The sequence below is a fragment of the Neoalteromonas facilis genome (assembly GCF_002807665.1).
GTDB classification, from domain to species: Bacteria; Pseudomonadota; Gammaproteobacteria; order Enterobacterales; family Alteromonadaceae; genus Alteromonas_E; species Alteromonas_E facilis.
Genome location: NZ_PEAY01000001.1, coordinates 1,072,743 through 1,090,473 on the forward strand (window position 1 = coordinate 1,072,743; position 17,731 = coordinate 1,090,473).

Below are 17,731 nucleotides of genomic sequence, written 5' to 3' on the forward strand. Positions count from 1 at the left end.
GGATCTCTTCGCTATTGCATGAAAAGACCCGGTTTTAACGGCAGGTGTAAAAGTTTGCGCTTTACCATTCCTACGCCGGTATTATCCGGATCAGGTATAAGGGTTCCCTATATTGGATCTCAGCGTTGCTATACCAAGGTATAACGCGGCACCCCTAGGTTATGTGTTCGAAACACGCGGCGAGTGTAGCATGGAAGAAATTTTACGGCTATCTCAAATGCTTAAAAACGAGCCTGTTAAGCCGTAGACCCAAATGGTAACGACCTAACGCGTTGTCATTGTTGCCCACTGCTAAAATGAATTTTTATGGCAAGAAGTTTAATGTTTTAAGTTCGTCAGTGGTGAGCTTTTCTAACAGCTCCGCGGTTTTGCCGTGAGCGATAGGCATACGGGTTTTCGGGTCGACCTGAACAAATACAATATCATCGGCCAAGCATATAGTCTTTTTAGTCGCTTTGTTTCGCACCAAGCATGTTACCGTTATAGACGTACGCCCCACTGATTTGGTCGCTAAACCAAATTCAACGATATCCCCTTGCAACGCAGGAGACTCAAAACTGATTTCACCAATGTGTTTGGTCACCAAGCAATTTGTTTCCAACTGGCAAATGGCATAAATTGCAGCTTCTTCATCAATCCATTCTAATGCACGACCACCAAATAAAGAGCCTGCATAATTCAGATCACCTGGCATTACTAAACGACGAGATAAAAACCGCATACATTTTCCTATACACTTGCAGCTAGATTAACAACCTCCCCTAGTATAGATGATTGATCTGATAGATGCTGTTAAACAAATCACACAATGGTTAACTGCACGTAGCCAACAACTAAACCATCGCCAACTTTTGATGGTTTGCGGTGAACAAGACTGGACAAACAGCGTTGCAGAGCACTGTCTCGAACAATTTCAACAGATATATAAAACTTCAACGTCTGCGCTTTGGTTTGGGGAGAGATGCTCTGGGTTACCGGCCGAGCCCGTGAAACAAGCCGGCTCAATGTTGGGCCAACAAACCGGTGCCATTGTGATCAATACGAGTATTCTTATTGATGCGAATGCGTTGTTAGCGTTAGCTGGTACTATTGAGCGTCAAGGCCTTCTCATTGTACTTTGCCCCTCCATGCAGTTGTGGCCGGCCCAGTTTAATGCGTTAGGCGAGCCATCATATGGCGTTTCTCGCCGCCACAGTTATTTCGCGCAATGGTTCAAAGAGTGCGTTTCAGCTGATAAACACGTGGCTTTGCTCGATCAACACTCGGGAGCGGCACGACTTCCTGTGTGTCCTGTAGACCCAGTTGACAATAAACCGAATGAAAGCTCGCCTCCTTTCCTCAATGTTCAGCAACAAGATGCCGCCCATTTATCATTAGAAACGCTTTCAAAGGAGGCACCGAATTGTGTCATCCTGACAGCCCCGAGAGGGCGCGGCAAAAGTTGGTTAAGCGGATGGTTAATTGAGCAGTTTCTAACACGCGATAAAAAGGTGTTACTCGTATCATCTCGCGCAAAATCTGTCCTGCCGATTTTCTCGCAAACAGATAATACTACAGGCGTTAATCATCTAACGTATTGTGCGGCAGATGAGCTTGTTGCTGAACCTAAAGACTATGATCTGTTAGTTATCGATGAGGCCGCATCTATCCCTATTCCACTTATCATGGCGATATGTAAACCTGATAAGCCCTGCTTAATAACCTCCACGGTAGAGGGATATGAAGGAACTGGGCAGGGTTTCGTGCATCGACTTGTACCCCACCTATCGGAAACCTTTGATGCTAATACTCACATCCAACTAAGCCAACCCATCCGTTGGTTTCCCAACGATCCATTAGAAAAGCTTTTTTCTTTCGTATTTTGTGTCTCATCCGGGGGAATTTGTGAAACTCAAAGCGAACAGACTGTGCTTGACGGTGTGGCTTACCAAAAACTTACGCCTGCACATTTAGTTGAAAAGCCAAGTGATTTAATAGGCGTGTTTACACTATTGTCTGAAGCACACTATCAAACAACCCCACAAGATCTTGTACGCCTGCTTGACGCGACAGAAAATCATATTTATGTGGCGTTCGTTGATAACCAAATAATAGCTACCGCATTGGTAATAGAAGAAGGCAATAACTCACTGGCATCAATCGCACAAGAAGTGGCTTCTGGAAGTCGGCGCCCTCGTGGCCATATGTCATTGCAGCTTCTAAGCTACCATTCGACAGAACCAGATTTTTGCAAGCTGCATTTTTGGCGGGTCAATCGCATTGCCGTGAATAAACACTACCGTCGCCAACATATTGCATCGGGGCTATTGGAACGCATAAAACGAGATGCTACAAATGAAAATATAGATGGTATTACGACCATATTTGGCGCTGATCCTGCCGTAGAGAACTTTTGGCACAACAATGAGTTCGAAATCCAGTTTACCGGCGAAAAGCCGAATAAGGCGAGTAATAGTGTAAACGTGTTATTTGCCTACCCAATTTCAAGAACTGCAAAGCATCTTTTGAAATTGAACAATTCATTAACCCCTATGCAGCATGAGCGCAAAGTAAAGGATTTTATTAAAGGAAGCCGTCCACTAGAGACTGCGAGAAATAGCCTTGTAGTATTTGCAAACAGCAGAGGCAATAGCGCTACATATCCGATGCTAACATGGTTGATTGAAAACCAAGACACGCCAATAAGTGAATTGACTAAGACTTTTAAATTATCTGGGAAAAAAAGTACTAAACAATTGCTGCAAAACGAAGTTGAACATCTGCTACGTGATACTACTTATAAGTAACACTATAACGATAACACCTAGCAACCTGTTGTTCTGAAGCCATAAAAAAAGCCCCTTAAAAGGGGCTTTTTATTAGGATAATTTTATCCCTCTATTTTTCGCTTTCTCACGAATATAAGGTTCCCACGCCAACGCATTACGTCGGATTGAGTTGTCCTTTTTCGCTTCTTTAACGTGCTTATACGCTTCACGGAAATTGCCCGTGTAGAAGTTTGCTTCCATCAATGAGAAATGGATACGCCCTTCGCCTTCAGCACCGCGCTCTAGTGCACTGTTAAGCGCTACTATCGCATCTTTATAGCGTTCTGCGGTTAGCAACAATACGCCTTGCTTACGGAAATGCTCTGGATCAGAACTCAAGCTAGCAGCTTGACCGTAAAACTTAGCTGCATCGAGATATTCTTTCGCTTGGTGCAATGTGTTGGCTAATGCCGCCAGACTATCTGCATCACGCTTAATCAACCCTTGCTCAATATACTTTTGTTGGATCTGAGCGGATTTAAATGGAATATCATTCGTTGCATACAACTGTGCTAACGCTTTAACTTCCGATGATTTGGTTAGGAAACCTTGATCGTGCGCAATTTCAAAAATCGATAACGCACGCTTATAGTCTTCAACCAGCATGTAGAAGAAACCTAATTGCGTCCACCATTGCTTAGTTTCTGGAAACAACTTAACAAGTGTTTCAGCAACTTCTACAGTTTGTGGATACAATTTACGTTCATAGTATGACGTCAATTTAAGAACATGTGGGTTCTTATTTGGCTCATCGTATAACGCAATCGCTTTATCCGCAGGGTCAATCATCTTGTCTAACTGACCATTCTCGTAATAAGCCTGTGCGATACGTGTATAAACGTCTGGATCTTGTTTACATGTAATATCCATCCATTGGGTATACCAGCTAATGGCATCACCGTATTTCTTCTCTTGCATACTCAAATCACCTAATAATTTAAGTGTTTGCGTATATTCAAGATCATTCAATACACGGGTCTTTACCGCACTGTTCAAATAATCTAGAGCTTTTACGCCCTGACCTTCTTGAGCAGCTAACAAGTTACCAATAAAACGGTTTACGTATGCTTTATCAAAATCATCTGAAGGATCAATATCGTACAAAATAGCTAACGCTTCATCCATTAAGTCCTGATTATAGAACTCAAAAGCCTGCTGCACTTTCTTACCTGTACGCTCACCAACTAGTTGTGTTTTTCCCTTCTGATATCCTGGACACTCAATTGGTAAAGACTGCTGAGCCATTACCTGAGTAGATAGAAGGAAAGTTCCTGCAAGCACTGACCCGACGATTGAACGATTAAACATTTTCTTCATCATGATTATTGCTCCAGTGTAAAGTCTAGTTGAACGAACATGTTAAACTGCTTCACAGGTTTACCATCAACGATTTTTGGTCTGTACTTCCACTTTGCCAATGCTCTACGCGCTTCTCTGTCGAACAAGCGCTTTGGCTCAGCTTCAAGTACGGTGATATCTTCAACACCACCTACCTCGTTAATTGTAAACTGAAGTTTAACCCAGCCTTCTCTGCCATCACGGGCAGCTTCTACCGGATATTTAGGATCAATACGCACGATTGGTGTAGCTTCACCGTCACGTGCCATTGCACCTACACCACCGATATCAACACCTACACCACCAGTATCTATGCCAGGCACCACTAGACTAAAACCATCTGTACTAGGTTCTTCAACCTCTGGCTCAGACTGCTCAATCTTCGGCGGCTCCTGAGGTGGCGGCGGAGGCGGAGGCGGCTTACGAGTACGCGTTTGCGTCTCTTCATCCGGTTCAGCCATTACAATATCAATAATCGGCGCAGGCGGTACTTCATCTGCTGGTCTTGCCGAGTTTTCGATAAGCTTTGCCATTACAACAAACAAACCGAATGCAACCGCAGCACCGAATATTAGAGATAATATAAATCTAGCCATCTTACCCCCTCGCTGCTACTGATACGCGGTCAACACCTGCAGCCTTAACCGCATCCATAATCTCAACAACAAGACCGTGCTTAGCTTTCACATCAGCTTGAATGATTACGTAGTCAGTCGGCTGTTCCGTTAACAAACGTTCAATGTTCGCACGAACACTGTCAGCAGAAACTTGGCGCTTATCCAACCAAACATCACCGTCTTCAGTTACTGCGATAAAAATGTTTGCATTTTTATGCAGAATGGCGCGGCTAGCGTCTGGCTTATTTACTTCAATACCGGCTTCTTTTACGAAAACCGTTGTCACAATGAAGAAGATCAACATGATAAACACGATGTCGAGCATCGGTGTCATATCGATTGCTGCTTCCTCTTCTTGCTCTCTTACTTTACGACCCATATCAATCTCTCTTTAGTGATGCGGCAGACTATCAACTAAGCCTTCTCTGGCTATCTTAGCTTTAGCCTCTAGACGAGAACTGACAAACAAGCCAGATAACGCCGCAACCATTCCAGCCATTGTTGGGATTGTTGCCATTGATATACCAGCAGCCATCAAACGAGCGTTGCTAGTGCCTTGCGTCGCCATCGTTTCAAACACTGTGATCATACCCGTAACAGTACCAAGTAGACCGATTAACGGACACATAGCGACTAATGTACGAATAATCAAAAGCCTAGCGTTTAAAGCGTCTGACGCTTGTGAAATCCATGCATCACGGATTCTATGCGCATACCAAGAGGTAGTGTCTTTGCGTGCATCCCAATCAGCAATAATTTTGCTTTTAACTTTCGGGAATACAGCAGACAAATACCAGTAGCGCTCAATCATCAAAGCCCACATGAGAAAGAGCGCAGCGGCAACGAAATACAATACGTCACCGCCAGTAGCGATAAACTCCCTGACCGATTCCCATAATCCAATCAGGTAAAGCATATTAAGCTTTCTCCGTCTCTGCGTGAGTTGCAATGATGCCCGCAGTTTGCTCGTCTAAGATATGTACGATGCCTTTGCTGCGAGACGCCACGATGCTGTGAGTAAGAATCAATGGTAACGCTGCAATAATACCTTGAGCAGTTGTTACAAGTGCCATCGAGATACTACCTGCCATCATACGAGGGTCACCAGTACCGAACAATGTGATTGTCTGGAACGTTGCAATCATACCAAGAACCGTACCTAGTAGACCTAGTAATGGTGCAATCGCTGAGAAAATCTTGATGATATTGATGCCTGATTCGATGCGTGGCAATTCACGTAGAATTGCTTCATCTAACTTAAGTTCTAAGTTTTCAGCATCAGCATTCTTGTTCTCGTGATAAACCGCAAGGATGCGACCTAGAGGGTTAGCACTTGAAGGGCTCTCTGGGTTATTTAGCTGAGCTTTGATTTTGCCAGCAACCAATGAAAGCGTGACAAGTTTGTACAAACCAATTAGCAAGCCGATAACCAACATACCAGTGATAACGTAACCTACTACACCACCTGCATGGTAACGCTCTTCAAGCGTTGCTTTTTGCTTCAACAGGCCTAAGATTTGACCGCGTGATGGGTCAGCATAGAAAGCAACCACACCAGAACGTGCACCACGTAGCTCTGCAGCAGAATCAACTAGGTAACCGTCTGGCTGACGACCAAGCGGTTGAACCGCGTCATTTTCATCGTCATACACTAAGTAACCTTCGTCACCGATAAGGTTAAATGTACCTACACGTACAACTTCTTGCGTTGTTGTACCGCCGTCAAGACTGATTACTTCAGTCGTGAAGCGAGCAACCTGACCAGACTCAGTCATCTCAGTTTGTAGTGCAAACCACAAATCTTCTAGTTCACCGATATTTGGAAGGCCTTTTGACTCTTCAGACATGCGAGCTAGGAACTCGTCACGGCCTGGGAACTGAGCACTAACGATAGACGTTGCGATACGACCATAAGCTTCAGATGATGCTTGACGAACAACACCGAACATCTCACCCAATGTGCCAGTTGCGTTATCCAACTCGATTTCTTTTTCCGTTAGTGTCGTTTCGTTATCAGCAAATTGCTTTTGTAAACGATCACCACGATCTTGCTCAGCTTTCAATTCCGCTTCTGCACGACGCAGCAGAGCTTGCTTGTCTGCACGTTCACTACGAAATTCAGCTTCACGTTGTTCATTGATACGCGCTTGTGAAACGCGATTTTGCTTCACTTCTTCAAGCAATTGTTGAAGAGACTTAGCGTCTTGTGCATAAGCACCAGCAGACAATACCGTTACAGTTGCCGCTGTCAGTAATGTTTTAATCATCTTATTCATTACTAATTACTCCGCAGCTTTAATAGGTAGTTTGATTAAATCTGCAGGGATGATGCCTTGTGCCATCTTCACTGCGTCAACAACTGAGTTAAGATATTCATCACCTAAGCGTTCCCACTTACGCAAATCATTATCCCATCTCCAAGCGGCGGTTTGGTCAAGAGAAAGCGCTAGTAATGCTGTACGACCAAGATTGAAGAAATCAACCGTTACTTCAGTACCAGCGTCATTCAATGTACCTTGATATGACTGGATGCGCGTGCCGTACTCGTTTTCAATTTGGTACGCTTCGATAACCTGACGGAACTGTTCAGAAACAGTTACGTTAGAGTTACTCATTACATCGCGAAGACGTTGAATACGCTCTTTGCGCTCAGTAAGGTTGATTGGAATATCCAAGTCAACAAACTTATCTAAGCTATCGATCATTCTGAACATCAACGGAACGATACCTTGCTTCGTTTCTTCGATGCTGTCGATTTGACGCTGTAAAGAGTCGATCGCACGTTGCTGGTCAGCAACTAAGCCCGCCAGATAATCGTTATAAACCTTTAAGTTTTCTGTTTGATCAACGACCGAACGATACTCTACAAGCAATTCTTGTGATTGCTCAAACAAGGCGTTAATTTTTTCTTGAGATTTTGCAGCCGCAGCGTGAATCTTAAATTCTTCTTGATGAAGATCTGTAAGCGGATCTGCAGAGACAATGGCGCTACTACCTAGTGCGTATGCACCCATTACGGTAGCGGCAATAAGAGTTCTCTTGCTCATATTGGACATAGTTCCCAACCAATTTTCTTGTTCGAATCCTCGCCTGATAACGTCTGTTTCAGCGAGGGGCTATTAAACCGTTAGTTAATTTCTGGTAGATGTAGACAATCGAAAATTGCCCACGACTTGCGGATGGTCACACGGATGCGACAATAAAGTCAAGCTGACTGGGATTAATTGCAGGTTATTTGTTACAAATTTGTAAGCCTTAAGTTCCACGTTAACTAGGCTGCATCAATCCCCTCCTCACTTGTGTAACAGATTTTACATTTGGTAACAATGGTACAGGTGTAATTCCCATCAAAGGTCGTATCCTTATATACAAGCAATACGCCTTAACGAGGGATAGTTATGAAATTTATAAAGAAAAAATTAGTGATCTGCAGCGCGTTATTGATGTGCAGTTTTTCGGGTCTGGCGCAAGAGCGCACAAAAGATGGTATGTGGATGACCGAGTACACAAATACGGTAGAACAGGGATTATATGCGTTGAATTCCAAAAACTACGACAAGGCATTCGACAAATTAACAGCGGCTGCCAAACTGGGCAGTAAAGAAGCGCAATTCTATTTGGCCCAAATGTATTTTAACGGCTGGGGAATGGAAGCTGATTACAAGCAAGGTTGGCTATGGTTTAACGTTGCATTAGAGCAGCGCACCCAAGAATGGCGCGATGCAGAACGCCAAATTAGTGCAGCTCTGCCGGAAGATTTCATCAAAGCGATGGAGCCGTTTGTTGCACAGCACATTGCTGAATATGGCGCAGATGCTCAAGATTTAAGTTGTTTGAAACGTACCAAAGTGGGTTCCAACATTCGTGAAATCATTTGCGAAAAGCGTGCTTACTGATCCGACATTATCACGCTATACTACAGTTCATTAACTCTTATAGACGCCAGCTAAATGCTGGCGTTTTCATACAATAATAAGTAATTAGTACTATGAACTACAAACCAACGTACAACCTGGAGGTTGATGGTAAGCCCGTCTATGTATTTGACGATGTGAGCGATTTAGCTGAAATCAAAGCCTTATATGCAGGGTTAGATAATAGCGCATACCGCAAGAACGAAGTCGCTCGACCTGACACCCAAGACTATAAGCATTGGGCCGTGAATCTAAACAATGAGCAGATTATGGCCCTGCCGTTATACGGCAAATTGATGAATGCTGTAGAACAAACTGCCAAGAAACGCTATCAAGCCTACCGAGGCTATTGCAATCACGCGGCTTATGGTGACATGTTGTTTACACATACTGATTGCTTACCAGAAAGTGATGAGATGACGGCATTGGTTTATGTATGCCCTGAGTGGGATATTGAATGGGGAGGAGAAACCCTGTTCTTTAACAAACACGATGATTGCGTATACGCTTGCACGCCCAAACCGGGGCGTGTTGTCGTATTTCACGGTGCCATCAAACATGTTGGCAGACCACCTAACCGGATATGCTATAAACCACGCTATACGCTAGCCTTCAAGCTCGAGCCTGCAGCACAATAAAAGCGGCCAATTGTGGCTTGCACTGCCCCTATTTAGCGCTTAGGCACCATATCAAAGGCAATCGTCATTCGGCGGTTGCCAGAATTGAACGGACGAGTTCCGTGCCACATAAATGAGGGGAATAACATTAAACGCCCCGACTCAGGCTTAATTGCATAGTCAGCCGCAAGTGCAAGTTGAGAAATTTCAGGCACACCAAATTGCAGCCAACCTTGCCCTTGGCTATCAACATCTTCAGGTACGTCAACATAAAAAACGCCACTCAACCAACCTTGAGGATGAAAATGAGAGGTATGATATCCACCGGTTTTCAAACATACTGACCAAGAACCGGTAAAGTCTAAATCAGCGCCAACACGACGAAGAAATGGATGCTTGTGATTACGCTTTAGTGCCTTAGTATGACGCTCTGCCTGCTCGTGTATCCATGTTTTTAACGTTTGAATGACGTCATCAGTATCGTCAAATATATCCTCATATGTTTGCGTACCGTTGCGCAGTGACTGTCCAATAGGATGTCGAGTATTTGCATGCACAGCCTCAAGCTTTGCCGTTAATTGACGTAAGTAATCTTGACCTTTATCAGCGACCACAGATGCACTATGAAGCAGTGAGTAGTCACATAAACGTGCATACTCGTCACTATTACTCTGAGTAAGTTTTAACGCCGTTGAATAGAGTGTCCACCACCCTTGGTTCTCTGGTTCTCGGCGCTGCAAATTCCGGTACACTTTGAGCGCATCTTTCGCATTTTGCTGCGCCAATGCAATATACCCCATCTCATTTTCAATAGAGACTGGTATTGGCTTACTACTGTTCTTAATGGCTTGCTGGCATAGCGCTTCGGCTTCAGTTAAATCACCGACCATGCGTTCGTAGCGTGCAGCAAACATCAAGACGGTTGGGTCATTGGCATACTCTTTAGCGCATGCCTCCAAGACCTTCTTAACCAAAGTAAACTGTTCTGCATTGGTCAATAAATCAAGCGCAGAAATAACCAATTCGTAGGTATAACGACCACTAAAGATAACTGCCAACAGCGGTTCAAACGGCGCTTCACTTCCTTGAGACCATCGAAAATGAGCAAATTCAATTTGGTAGGTGGTATTGGTCGGCTCGATTGTAATTGCTTGTTGGTAATGTCGGTACGCATCATCCATGCGTTGCTGCAGAGCATAGTTCGCAGCCAACATCGCGTGTACCATCGCGTTATCAGGAAGGGCTTGAATCGCATGCTGAAGTATATTGACCGCATCCTGGTAGCGCTGCATGTCGCGCAGTAAAGAAGCATAATTAATCAAAACCTTAACATCAGTGCCATGAGGCATGCTAAGTAACATTTGATAGATACTTTCGGCAGACTGATACTTTGACTGTTTATGTAACGCCGCCGCTAAACCCAATTTAGCATTCAGGTTTTGCGGCTGTAGTTTAAGTGCATTGTTGTAGGACGCTTCTGCGTGCGCGAAGTTCTCTTGCAGATTCTGCAGCCGACCTAAGTTAACGTAGGCATCAAAATAATTCGCATCTAACCTAATTGACGATTTTAAAAGCCGAGATGCTTCTGCGTAATGCCCCTGCGCAATACATAAGTTAGCATAACTATTAAAAATTGCCGGAACCTGAGGAAAGCGCTTTAGCAGTACTTCGAATGTGCGTTTTGCTGATTTCACATCACCGGTATGCCGCTGTGAATTGGCAAAACAAATACCAACATTTGGATCACATTGCTTTATAGAAGAATAATTTCCAAACCATTGCATTACTTGGGCATAGTTGCCTTGTTGGTAAGCTGAGATAATCTGGTTGTTTAACTGTGTACTCATATTTGAATTTATTTGTCCAATCCTGCCAACTTGCCAAAAGACTCAGACCATTGATTGTGTTGTGTCACAAAAACTTCAATGAAGTTTTTCTCATACTCTGACAAATCTGGATGCCATACATCAAAGATGAGCACACTCCTCATTTCCTCACCGCCATTTTTTGCTGAGTGTTCAAAGGAATCATCGAAAACCATGCAGTTATCATTTTCATGCCAAGTAAATTTTTCCCCGCCCGCCTTCAACCAAGCTTTATTATTAACTCTAAGAGGCACATGCACGGTCAATTTAATATTACTCAGCCCGAAATGAGGTGGAATATAGGCATCTGTCTCTAGATTTGAAATAAACACTTCTGGTGCTAAGGGCGAACAGCTTGGTAGTATTTCATCTTGCAAATAATCAATACTATCTGGCATTGGTGAAATATCACTATTCCCCCCTGAGCCCGATATTAAATGAAATGAACGCCACGTTTCTTTTAATTTATGCCACTCTTCAGTATTAGGAACACCCCCGATGTGATCTACGTAGCTTTTTTCACAACTCGCGGCAAGAGACTTAAGCAATGGTAGATCATTGTTTATAATGTCTACAGCGGTTTCCAAACCTTCTATTTCTTCCGCTTTGTAAAATGGCTTAGCCATCAAATCAGGGAAATAGAAAAAGCTTGGTTGCTGCAAATCGTTTTGCCATGGCTCTTCGTGCAATCCAATAAAATTGGATAGCGCTTTTTTGCATCTAGTCGATTGAGATGCAGACGGCGAAACACGCTCAAAAAAGTCACGTCTAGCTAGACTAGCAGCATTGGCTAAATGCTGAGGATGCCAGCTTTGAATAACATTGACATTATTTTCGCAAGCTAAAAACCACTCTAAATATAAACTCAATGCCTGCGAATATTGCTTTTGACTTAAAGCCGTTTCGATGTGACTAACTATTTGTTTCATTATGCATAAAAAACGCCCTTAACGGGCGTTTTGAAATCGTTTTAGTTGTTATTCACCATCGGCACCAGATGTCATACTTCCGCGCTGTAGACGAAGCATACCTTCACGACCAGCTTCTTCCTGAGCTGCGCGCTCTTCCGCCGTGCGGCATACGCGAGTCATCATGTTAGAGCCAATACGCTTTTCCATCTTACACACAACGCCATCATCATCATTTGCTTTTGCGACTGCGCTCGAGCTTTCCGTAGACGCTGTAGTTGAAGAACTAGTGCTGTTACACCCTGCAAGCGTCAAGAACGCTGCTAATACTAAAAAATATTTCATGAATTGTTCACCTGTTTTGGATATACAACACGCCCATACTGTGTTGCTGACTCTCGGATCCATTTAGTCAAGATCCACTTCGTTCCTTCAGTGACTGGCGCACCAGCGTGATAAGAATCGCGGACTAGAGTACCATTTTCATCCAGATTATCAAAGACCAGCACATCGCCAATTGTTGCATTTACGCTGATACCGAGACGAGGAAACTCTGTTTGTCCTCCGCTATAACCATCCGATAGATAAGTAATAGCGGTTCTCATTCGCTGACCACCGTCTGATAATATTTGTTCGAAATGAGGACCATCCCCCACTATTGCATCGTAATGCGGTTTATATTGTTGACCGTTTTCATACCGCAACAGGTTCATTGATTCTCCGCGACAACGAGGTACACCGGTTAGTTTTTCAAGCATCATGTCTAGTTGTAACGCGAACCAATCAAGATGCTCGGGCACAACGTGTACAATATAACTTGTACGCACATCATTCTGTATGCCTTTACCTGTAATCGGATCATGTACCAATGAGGGTTTCATTAATGGCCCAAGGCGCAACTTAAAATATTCACAAGCCAATGGCGAAAATACGTCGCGATAGTAGCGAATTGAAGCCTTCTTAATAATTAACGTCGCTTTAAAATCAGTGAGAGAATGCCATTCTTTCAGCGCAACATCGAATAAACGCGTTAATACATTACTCTGCGTCTCACACTTGACTGATAAATCGGGTACTTTCTGTCCTAAATCTGCGAGCAAACCGGGCGCATATTGTTGAATAAGCCTTGAGAAAACGACATGCTTACCATCATGCTTAGTCAGATCGAGCAATACCAGCGCCGACTCAACATGACCCAGCCGGGCTTCTTGGTATAAATACGAAAAATCTTCTGAGGTTAAACCTTCATCGGTGAAAAATGCTTTTAAGGTGACTAAGCGGTGGAGGGTTCCTTTGACGCCTTTTTCCCATTGAGACTGTAGGAAAGAAAATGCCTTTGCAGGATCCACTCGAAAATATTGTTCAGCCAGATAAAGCGTTGCCATGGAATGGCCAAGCTCCGCAGCTTGCTGAAGAACTCCAGTAGCTGCTTCATTATTCTGTTGAGCAAAATATTGCATTGCTTGCTGAAATAATGAATCTGCGTTCATGCGTACTCCTAACATCAAAAAAAAAGCCTCTCAAAGAGAGGCTTTTATATTTACTAAGAAAATCTTAGAAAGTCATGCTGAAACGAACGTAACCGAACTGTCCAGGTACTTCGTACATTGACGGGTCGAAGCTGTTCGCAAATGTTGTGAACGACACTGGTGGATCTTGATCCAACAAGTTGTTGATACCAGCTGTTACACGCAGGTTATCATTGATGAAGTAACCCACAGACACATCGTGGTAACCCATTGCACCCAACTCGTTGAAATCTTCTCCATCAGGACCACTGTTTGGCATGTTACAAAGTGTATCATTCAAGTCCACACCACCTGCAGAACCAATTGAACAGTTCTCAACTGTATGGCCGATATGGCGGATCAAGTAGTTAGCAGTCCAGTCACCGTTAACCCAGTTTAAGCTGATATTAGAACGGATACGTGGAACAACATCACGGTCGAATGCACGCCCGTGTTCACGGAACACTTCTGATGTACCAGTTACCGGATCAACTACGATTACACTACGCTCGTCTACGTAAGTTGCGTCTAAGCGGAACTTGAAATCACCAAAGTCAGTTTCGAAGTTGTACGCCAACTCCATATCGAAACCTTTAGTTGTTTGACCACCCAAGTTAACCAAACCGTTAAAGATATCTAGAATATTACCTTGAGCCCCACGTTCAATTAAAGAACAAAGAGTAACACCTGTCTGCGCACAAGCGTCTAGGATAGACTGAGCACCAACAGAAGATACCGCACCCTCTACCTCGATATCAAATACGTCAAACGTTAAAGACGCACCTTCTAACCATGTTGGAGCATACACAACACCGTACGTAAAGCTTTCTGCTTCTTCTGCGTTCAGATTCTCATTACCACCAACGGTAATACGAATCTGTGAGTTAGGTTGCTCATATGATGCAGGTATTCCAGCACAACCTGGTAAAGAATTACGGTCTGGGTTACTACCATTACATGGGTCAGTCAATGGTGGGAAGCTGTCGCTGTTACCCAAGAACAATTCAGAGATTGAAGGTGCGCGGAAGGCCTCAGACCATGTACCACGAACCATCAATTCTTCGTTGACGCGCCACTTAACGCCCACCTTAGAGTTAGTAGTATCGCCAAAGTTGCTATAATCAGAATAACGAGTCGCAAGTTCTAAATCTAACGCTTCAACGAATGCTATGTCGGCCACTAAAGGAACTGCTAATTCTAAATAGAACTCCTCAACGCTGAATGAACCTTCAGTTGGTTGGCGAGAGTTACCCGAAGTAATACCTGCAGCGATCAATGCATCTGGCTGATCGTAGCCCGACTGCCAACGTTTCTCGTAACCCGCAGCAAACGACATAAAGCCTGCAGGAAGTTCAACAACATCGCCCGTAATGTTCGCAGCATAACTCTCAAGGGTAGTTCCGGCAGCGTCCTGCGCGGTGAAACTAATGTAGTCGATCATCTCTTGTGTGATTGTACCTTGACCGATTGCTGTAGCGCCGCCGAACAAGTCTAAAGGAACACAGCCATCATCTGCGCCAACACAATTATTTACATCGCCGATTGCACGCTTAACACGGTCAGTGTTCAACAAGCCATCAGTAATTGTATTTTGGGCGATGTCAGCATAGGTGTAACCGACATCCCAATAGAATTCACTATCACCAAGCTCTAAAACACCCTCAAATCCACCATTAAACTGGAATTGGTCAACGTTTTGAGAGAATTGACGGTACCCAGTCTCCAACATACGACGACCGTAAATTGCAAGGGAGCCTGGTTCACCAGGAGCGGTATCTGAGTTCAGATCCAATCCAGTGGGATTAAATGGGTTGTTTGCTGCAATATTGTAACCAAACTCACCAAATGCCCAACCCATAAATAATGGAGTAGGAGCTAAGAGCTGAGCTGACTTTCGGTTACCATAGAAAGCTGTTGCAGTCGCTGAAACATTATCAGTTAACTCATAACGGCCTTGAGTGTAAATATTTGTACGCTCTTGCGGTGTAGACAAGTAGTTCAGCGGAGCAAAGTTAAAGCGGCTTGCTACGTTATCCCAAGGGGTGAAAGCCCCATTGCTGTATCCGTTTGCGCTCACAAATCCATCGTTATCGTAGAAGAAAAAACGACCTTCTGGCGTACCAGAAGAACCACCGAAACCATCTGGTGTACCAAATACTGGAACCGCAGAAATCGCACGGTCACCTGCGAATGTTGGCTCTTCTTCTACGTAAGATACGTTAAAGTAAACGTTACCTTTGTCGTTAGATGCACCGAAACCGATGTCGTACTGTTCTTTATTACCGTCGCCTTCGCTGATGTACTCACCTTGGTAAGCACTTGCGTGTAGACCGTCAAAATCTTGCTTAGTAATGATGTTAACAACACCAGCGATAGCATCAGAACCGTAAACAGCAGAAGCACCATCTTTCAATACTTCGATACGCTCGATGATTGAAGATGGGATGTTGTTCAAGTCAACAGAACCGCCAAGGCCTGGAGACCAACGCTTACCGTTTACCAATACCAACGTACGGTTAGAACCGATACCACGGATGTTAATAGTAGTTGTACCATTACCACCGTTGTTGTTGTTAGTGTTGATTGCTGAACCAGCAGCAGGAATTGACTGAAGAACGTCACCGATAGAAGTGATACCGAACTTTTCAATTTCAATCGCGTCTAAAACAGAAACTGGGTTTGCACCTTCGATGTCTGCACGACGGATACGAGAACCAGTTACCTGGATTTTTTCAACAGCGCCTTCATCTGCACCAGCATCTTGAGCGATTGCTGGAGCGGCAAAACCGAGTGATGATACTGCGCCGAAAGCACAAGCCAACTTGACTGACTGTGCCAGCTTAGAGTTTGTAAACATGTATTGTCTCCCTGGACCACTAATATGTTTAGTGATTGTTATAACCGTTTAGGCGGTTTTTTATTAGTAAGGTAGTGAACCTCACGTTGATAATAACCACATCCGTGTGGTGCGGTCAACAGCGTTTACGATGAGACGAAAAAAAGTTCATTATTTTTTTCTATTATTTTCACCTGCTGTAAACCAATCCTTACAAGCATTAGCGATTTGCTTGATATAAATGGAATTCTAAGTATTTTTTAACCTGTTCAGGTAGCTCTGGTAGGAGGTGTTTCGGTAATAAAAAGGTTGCCATATCAAAAAAGTCGGTAAATACCCGGTTAGCCTGTGTAGTTCGATGCAGATAGTGATGACCAGCTGATCCTCCCGTGCCTATCTTGCCTCCCAGCATACGGTGCACCATCATTGCATGCCTGTGACGCCATATCGTCAATTTTTCATCCACTTCAGTCAGTAAGGTAATAAATTGGAAAGGCAGGTTAAAAATAGGCTCCTCTGAATATTGTTTGATAAACAAGGCCGACAGCATTGCCTTTTGACTAAGACGGAATTGCCCCCCCTGTAACAGTTCAGCATATTTATCATCATCCAATAACGCATCAAATTTTGCCTGCGTTTCGTCAAGCCCTGATAGTTCCCGCGCCTTTTCATCGTCAGATAAACCCTCATTGCTTTTTACAATTTCACGGTCTTCATTCAAATAGCTAGAGGTTACGTCACGGTATAGTTGCCAGAAAGAAAAGCCATCGATTTCAAGCAGCGGCATGCGCGCTAACCATTTATCAACGAGTTCAAATAAGCTTGGCTGAGCTTCTAGATCGGTCAAGTAAGCCCGGTCTTCATCGGTAAGACGCAAATAAAACGATTCTTTGTCAAAGTCGATTCGAAACTCACGCTTTAATCCTAATGAAATTTCTAATCGTTTGAATTGAATACTCTGAAAACCGCTGGCAGGTACAAGAAAGTCTCTAAATGCGAGAAACTCCTGCGGTGTCATGGTTTCCATTACACTGATTTGATCATTCATCAGCTGCTGAATTTGAGTCACTCGACGCAGACGATGTACCACGGTTGTAAGGTCGCGGTCATCAACCGATTCTGCAGCGAATACTTTAATAATGCTGTTTAATTCATGCAGTATCTGCTTAAACCAAAGTTCATAGACTTGATGCACAATAATGAACAAGGTTTCTTCATGCGCAGGCTCTGCATATTTTGAGCTTTGTAATTGCTGAGCCGATAGAATTTTATCTAGTTGTAGGTAATCACCGTAATAAACGGGAGGCACATTGTGTTTCAT

General features: G+C 43.8%; 16 protein-coding genes and 1 riboswitch. Of the genes, 3 read left to right on the forward strand and 13 right to left on the reverse strand.

Going from position 1 to position 17,731, the window contains the following annotated elements; genetic code table 11:
- Nucleotides 1-50: 50 nt before the first annotated feature.
- Nucleotides 51-166, reverse strand: a riboswitch (TPP riboswitch).
- Nucleotides 167-304: 138 nt separating this feature from the next.
- The gene (locus CSH93_RS04860) at nt 305-721 is read right to left on the reverse strand and encodes an acyl-CoA thioesterase (RefSeq protein WP_100642055.1); all 417 of its coding nucleotides are present in this window, start codon (nt 719-721) and stop codon (nt 305-307) included.
- A gap of 49 nt (nt 722-770) precedes the next feature.
- Here CSH93_RS04860 and CSH93_RS04865 point away from each other — a divergent pair, with 49 nt between their 5' ends.
- Nucleotides 771-2,786: a GNAT family N-acetyltransferase gene (locus CSH93_RS04865; RefSeq protein WP_100642056.1), complete on the forward strand. Its 2,016-nt coding sequence runs from the start codon at nt 771-773 to the stop codon at nt 2,784-2,786.
- Nucleotides 2,787-2,858: 72 nt separating this feature from the next.
- Here CSH93_RS04865 and CSH93_RS04870 read toward each other — a convergent pair whose 3' ends face one another.
- The 6 genes from CSH93_RS04870 to CSH93_RS04895 are packed head-to-tail and all read right to left on the reverse strand — an operon-like array spanning nt 2,859 to nt 7,809.
- Nucleotides 2,859-4,127 carry a tetratricopeptide repeat protein gene (locus tag CSH93_RS04870; RefSeq protein WP_420807236.1) on the reverse strand — a complete coding sequence of 423 codons (1,269 nt, stop codon included), beginning with the start codon at nt 4,125-4,127 and terminating at the stop codon, nt 2,859-2,861.
- Nucleotides 4,128-4,129: 2 nt separating this feature from the next.
- Nucleotides 4,130-4,741: an energy transducer TonB gene (locus tag CSH93_RS04875; RefSeq protein ID WP_100642057.1), complete on the reverse strand. Its 612-nt coding sequence runs from the start codon at nt 4,739-4,741 to the stop codon at nt 4,130-4,132.
- 1 nt (nt 4,742) lies between these two features.
- Nucleotides 4,743-5,141: an ExbD/TolR family protein gene (locus tag CSH93_RS04880; protein WP_100642058.1), complete on the reverse strand. Its 399-nt coding sequence runs from the start codon at nt 5,139-5,141 to the stop codon at nt 4,743-4,745.
- Nucleotides 5,142-5,153: 12 nt separating this feature from the next.
- Nucleotides 5,154-5,678, reverse strand: coding sequence for a MotA/TolQ/ExbB proton channel family protein (locus CSH93_RS04885; RefSeq protein WP_100642059.1), 525 nt, complete (start codon nt 5,676-5,678; stop codon nt 5,154-5,156).
- Between the two features lies 1 nt (nt 5,679).
- Nucleotides 5,680-7,038 carry a MotA/TolQ/ExbB proton channel family protein gene (locus tag CSH93_RS04890; protein WP_100642060.1) on the reverse strand — a complete coding sequence of 453 codons (1,359 nt, stop codon included), beginning with the start codon at nt 7,036-7,038 and terminating at the stop codon, nt 5,680-5,682.
- Nucleotides 7,039-7,044: 6 nt separating this feature from the next.
- Nucleotides 7,045-7,809: a DUF3450 domain-containing protein gene (locus CSH93_RS04895; protein WP_100642061.1), complete on the reverse strand. Its 765-nt coding sequence runs from the start codon at nt 7,807-7,809 to the stop codon at nt 7,045-7,047.
- 351 nt (nt 7,810-8,160) lie between these two features.
- Here CSH93_RS04895 and CSH93_RS04900 point away from each other — a divergent pair, with 351 nt between their 5' ends.
- Nucleotides 8,161-8,658, forward strand: coding sequence for a tetratricopeptide repeat protein (locus tag CSH93_RS04900; protein ID WP_240615484.1), 498 nt, complete (start codon nt 8,161-8,163; stop codon nt 8,656-8,658).
- Between the two features lie 92 nt (nt 8,659-8,750).
- Complete coding sequence (locus CSH93_RS04905; protein WP_100642062.1) at nt 8,751-9,314, forward strand: 2OG-Fe(II) oxygenase; 564 nt, start codon at nt 8,751-8,753, stop codon at nt 9,312-9,314.
- 32 nt (nt 9,315-9,346) lie between these two features.
- Here CSH93_RS04905 and CSH93_RS04910 read toward each other — a convergent pair whose 3' ends face one another.
- The 6 genes from CSH93_RS04910 to CSH93_RS04935 form a co-directional block, all read right to left on the reverse strand.
- Nucleotides 9,347-11,140 (reverse strand): putative 2OG-Fe(II) oxygenase, encoded by a 1,794-nt coding sequence (locus tag CSH93_RS04910; protein ID WP_100642063.1) that lies wholly within the window; start codon nt 11,138-11,140, stop codon nt 9,347-9,349.
- A gap of 8 nt (nt 11,141-11,148) precedes the next feature.
- The gene (locus tag CSH93_RS04915; RefSeq protein WP_100642064.1) at nt 11,149-12,087 is read right to left on the reverse strand and encodes an aspartyl/asparaginyl beta-hydroxylase domain-containing protein; all 939 of its coding nucleotides are present in this window, start codon (nt 12,085-12,087) and stop codon (nt 11,149-11,151) included.
- 48 nt (nt 12,088-12,135) lie between these two features.
- On the reverse strand, nt 12,136-12,411 hold the full coding sequence (locus CSH93_RS04920) for a hypothetical protein (protein ID WP_100642065.1): 276 nt from the start codon (nt 12,409-12,411) through the stop codon (nt 12,136-12,138).
- Nucleotides 12,408-13,556: a prolyl hydroxylase family protein gene (locus CSH93_RS04925; protein WP_164078298.1), complete on the reverse strand. Its 1,149-nt coding sequence runs from the start codon at nt 13,554-13,556 to the stop codon at nt 12,408-12,410. Before CSH93_RS04925 ends, CSH93_RS04920 begins: the two co-directional genes overlap by 4 nt.
- A 64-nt stretch (nt 13,557-13,620) precedes the next feature.
- A complete protein-coding gene (locus tag CSH93_RS04930) occupies nt 13,621-16,431 on the reverse strand; it encodes a TonB-dependent receptor domain-containing protein (RefSeq protein WP_100642067.1) in 2,811 nt (936 codons plus the stop codon).
- A 199-nt stretch (nt 16,432-16,630) separates the two neighbouring features.
- Nucleotides 16,631-17,731: a tryptophan 2,3-dioxygenase family protein gene (locus tag CSH93_RS04935; protein ID WP_100642068.1), complete on the reverse strand. Its 1,101-nt coding sequence runs from the start codon at nt 17,729-17,731 to the stop codon at nt 16,631-16,633.